At 54.0% G+C, this 3,928-nt stretch carries 4 protein-coding genes; 1 reads left to right on the forward strand and 3 read right to left on the reverse strand.

Annotation, left to right across the window (positions count from 1 at the left end; genetic code table 11):
- The coding region (locus tag WCA53_RS32240; protein WP_423921374.1) for a response regulator transcription factor at window positions 1-204 on the reverse strand (204 nt) is incomplete at its 3' end.
- A gap of 95 nt (window positions 205-299) precedes the next feature.
- A complete protein-coding gene (locus tag WCA53_RS32245; RefSeq protein WP_423921377.1) occupies window positions 300-1,040 on the reverse strand; it encodes a 3-ketoacyl-ACP reductase in 741 nt (246 codons plus the stop codon).
- Window positions 1,041-2,312: 1,272 nt separating this feature from the next.
- Between WCA53_RS32245 and phaP the strand changes: the two genes are divergently transcribed.
- Entirely contained in the window at window positions 2,313-2,897 is a 585-nt protein-coding gene (phaP, locus tag WCA53_RS32250; RefSeq protein ID WP_423921382.1) for a TIGR01841 family phasin, read from the forward strand.
- Window positions 2,898-3,062: 165 nt separating this feature from the next.
- Here the strand turns inward: phaP and WCA53_RS32255 are convergent, their stop codons facing one another.
- Window positions 3,063-3,608 (reverse strand): hypothetical protein, encoded by a 546-nt coding sequence (locus WCA53_RS32255; RefSeq protein ID WP_423921387.1) that lies wholly within the window; start codon window positions 3,606-3,608, stop codon window positions 3,063-3,065.
- Window positions 3,609-3,928: the final 320 nt, after the last annotated feature.

Genomic DNA, 3,928 nt, shown 5'->3' on the forward strand with positions numbered 1-3,928 from the left:
GATGCGGACCTGGCGGCATACTTCGCGACCGTCACCGTCTGGAAGGGATATATCCATAAATACGAGGTCGAATGGTTCTTCGGAACAACGCCGCAATGCGCTCGCCCTGTCGTGCGCTACGCAGGTGCGGTGTCCCATTGCCTCTGCGATGTCGGCGAACATGTCCGCACACCCTACGTGGTCGTCGACAAATAATACGTTCATGTACTCCTCCGTCCTTCGTCACTGCAGACTCGGCGAAAAATCCCCGGGGACTGCAGTGACGTATCCGCTTGTCATGGCGGGCTCGGGTAGCGCCGTTATCCCATGTGCAGACCGCCGTTAAGCGAGAAGTCAGCGCCCGTTGCGAAGCCGGCTTCATCACCGGCAATCCACGAGACAATCGACGCGATCTCCGCGGGTTCACCGAGACGCCGCACGGGGATGCTCGCAACGATTGTCTCCAGCACCTCGGGTTTGACAGCGCGAACCATGTCGGTGCCGATGTAGCCGGGCGAGACCGTATTCACGGTGATGCCCTTTGTCGCGACTTCTTGCGCGAGTGCCATTGTGAAACCATGGATGCCCGCTTTTGCGGTCGAATAATTGACTTGGCCGAACTGGCCCTTCTGACCGTTTACCGAGGATATATTGATTATTCGGCCCCAGCCTCTGGAAACCATTCCTTCAATTACCTGCTTGGTTACGTTGAAAAGGCTCGTGAGGTTAGTGTCGATCACGGCATTCCAGTTTTCACTCGACATCTTGCGAAATACGCCGTCGCGCGTGATACCCGCGTTATTCACCAGCACGTCAATCTCGCCCACTTCTTTCGTGACCTTTTCGAACGCCGCGACCGTCGATTCCCAATTGCCGACATTGCCTTCGGAAGCGATAAACGTGAAGCCAAGCGCAGCCTGTTCGGCAAGCCATTTTTCACGACGGGGGGAATTGGGTCCGCATCCGGCCACTACCGTCAGCCCATCGGCGTGAAGCCGCTGGCAAATCGATGTTCCTATGCCGCCCATACCGCCGGTTACGTACGCAATTCGCTTGGACATGTCTTCCTCGTTGAATCAACTACGGTTGATGGAATCTCGGGTTGTGAATCAAGTGACGCTAAAGTTTGATGCCTTCAATGCCGGAGCGCGCCCAGTACTTTCATCGAGCAACGCGTGGTGGCTGAGAACCGGGGTTGAAAACCGGTAGGCATTGCGTATTGCCAGAAGTGCGTGAACGCAGCCGACATTGCCCAATCAAAGAACAGTCTTGCGTGCGTATGCCGGCGCGGCATGGGTATTGGATGACGAGAGCGCGTTGATTCGGACGCGCTCCATCAGGTCACGGAGCACGCCGGCGACTCGGGGCTGGTCGTACTTTCACTTTCATAGACCCGCCACCTGTGTACGTTGGATCTGCCCGGTGCAAAGCCAATGAACGTCGATTTCGAGCGCTGCGGCGATTCGGGTGAAAGCGTGCAGGGGCGGGACGGTGATGCCGCGGCGCCAAAAATCCACTTCGTCCTGACTAACGCTTAACCACTTCGCCGCTTTCGCGGAACTAGTGCCAGCCTTCTGAAGAGCCCGGTCAAGGCGCGCCGCGATGGCACGCCGGAGTACGTGGTCCTCGGCACTGCGTTCGAGGTGTCCCAAGGTTTTTGTATGTTGGCTCATTACTTTCTATCTCTCGAATTCTTATCAATTCAACACTTGCGCGCCCGTTTCTTTGCGCGGCGTCAATAAATGTACAAATAAATATTAATCAATTAATAATTTTGCCACAAAGTCAACTGCCAACAAATATGAATGCGCTGTTGAGTCGCCGGTTCTTGCTGCATTGCATTATTCTCAATAATGCTGCGGAATGTGTCAAGTAGGTAAACATCCGGTTTGCCGGGGTGCCTAAGTTTGTTACTGTCGGAAGATAAGCTTGCAGCCCAACACACGGCGCTTTCAAACTTCATAAGATTAAATGAGCAGGTGGCCAATTAACCACTTTTAAGCATGACCGTTTCGTTAATTTTTGAATGACCGTTCTTTTAAGTGTTTTGCGAAATACCGTCAGACCCTCGCACGGCTGACACAATTCGAGCGCTGCCAAATCAGATCCACGTGGATCGTGTTTAACCACAATTCGTGCTTAACCATGATAACCACGATTGCCATGTTTAGTTATAGTGTCCCGGAACTCGCCAATTTAGCATTAATCCAGGGGCGTTTGATGGATGTGCATTTGGACGGCCCTGATAATAGTTTTTCTGCAGGACCCTCTTCTCGCTTTAGCGCGTTGGTTTCGTACCTTATCAATCTGTTTCAACCTACTTGGAGTCGGTAATGAACATGCTTTTGCCTGAATTTGTCGTGAACCAGAAAGCGGGCAGCGAAAAAATGGTTAGCCTCATGACGAAGGGTCTTGATGGTCTTGAGAAGCTGATGGCATTGAACGCGCAGGTGGTCAACCTGACGATCGTCGACAGTCAAGGCGCCGTGGCCAAGGCCCTGGCTGCCAGGGACCCTCAGGCAGTATTCGCGCTGCAAACGAGCCAGGCACGCTCGGCAGTAGAGCAAGCGCAATCGTACTGGCGTCACGTCTATGAAATCCTGAGTACAACGCAAGGCGAAGTCGCCGAAGTCGCGGAGGCGCATTTCACGCAGTCACAGCGCGACGCGCACGCCTTCGTCGACAGCCTCGCGAAGAACGCGCCGCCAGGAAGCGAGGCGTTCGTCTCCGCCTGGAAATCCGCCCTAGGCGTTGCTACCGAGTCCGCGAACTCCGCCTACGACGCCGCCAAGAAAGCAGCAAAACAGGCTGCAAAACAGGTGGTAGACGTCGCCGAAAGCAATGGGAAGGCTGTGTCCGCCGCAGCCAATGGACCGGCGTATCGGGGTGCGGTCGCTGGAAAAGGGGCAACTGCTTAGAAGAACCAAGTAGAAGAACCAGACCTTCTCACGCCGGACTGAATCGGCGTATTTGAAATCGAGGTCTTTCAAAAAAACGTGGGCGCGTCTTGGCGCGCCCACATTGAAGGGCTGGAGTGAGCGAGTCCGACGACCCGATGCCACGTACCCGGCAACCCGCGGGTCCTACGCAGACATCGTTGCCGAAATTTGCGCGAACGACATCTGGAGCCGGTCGATTTTTTCGCGCAAGTCGTCAAGCGCGCGGGCGGTTTTGTCGGCGAGTTCGCGATAGTTCGTGAGCAGGCGTTCAGACAGCGCCGAGTGCTCGGCCTCGACCCAATCGATCCGATCAACGCCCGACGCGCTTTTGCCTCCCGCCGTCGGATCCTCGCAGTCGCGCGACGCTTTGTCCTGCGCACTTTTGATCCGTTCCGTTGCCTGCGCAAAAGCTTCGACGGGGACAATCGCCGTCCGGATAGATGCGTCGACCTCATCGAGCGCCGCGTTCAGGTCCAACGCGTTCTCTTGCATTGACAACGCTAACATATCGACCGTATGACGCGAGACCCAGCCTCGTCGCACTAGCGTTTCGTTTGCAAAGCCAATAGCGGTCGTGATGGCTGAAACCGCCACTCGTTCTGTTTCGATCCGATTTTGCAGATCGACGCATTCCGCCAGCGCGGCGCGAAAAGCGTTGAGATGGCGTTCAATCGTTTGAGTGCGAGGCATAGGCGCGTCGGGGTCGATTAGGTTGTGTAACAAGAAACAAGTGTCTTTTATAAAGCATTAATCATGCCAATGAAGTTGAAATTTTTTCAACGGCGGCGCGATTGATTCGAAGTTAGCGCGTTTTTGGAGTGGAAAGAACGAGGATTTTTGTCCGAAATCAAACGTTTTTGGACATAAGAGTTTAAAAAGGTAAATATTACTCATAACGGAACGTCCCGTTCTTTAGTGTCAGTAATTTATACGAAAATAGGACCATAGTTCTTTCTGGGCGCGAAATTCAACTTTCGATCGTTGCAAATCTCAAATATCTGTCAACGCAC

Source organism: Caballeronia sp., assembly GCF_049581465.1.
Lineage (GTDB): Bacteria > Pseudomonadota > Gammaproteobacteria > Burkholderiales > Burkholderiaceae > Caballeronia.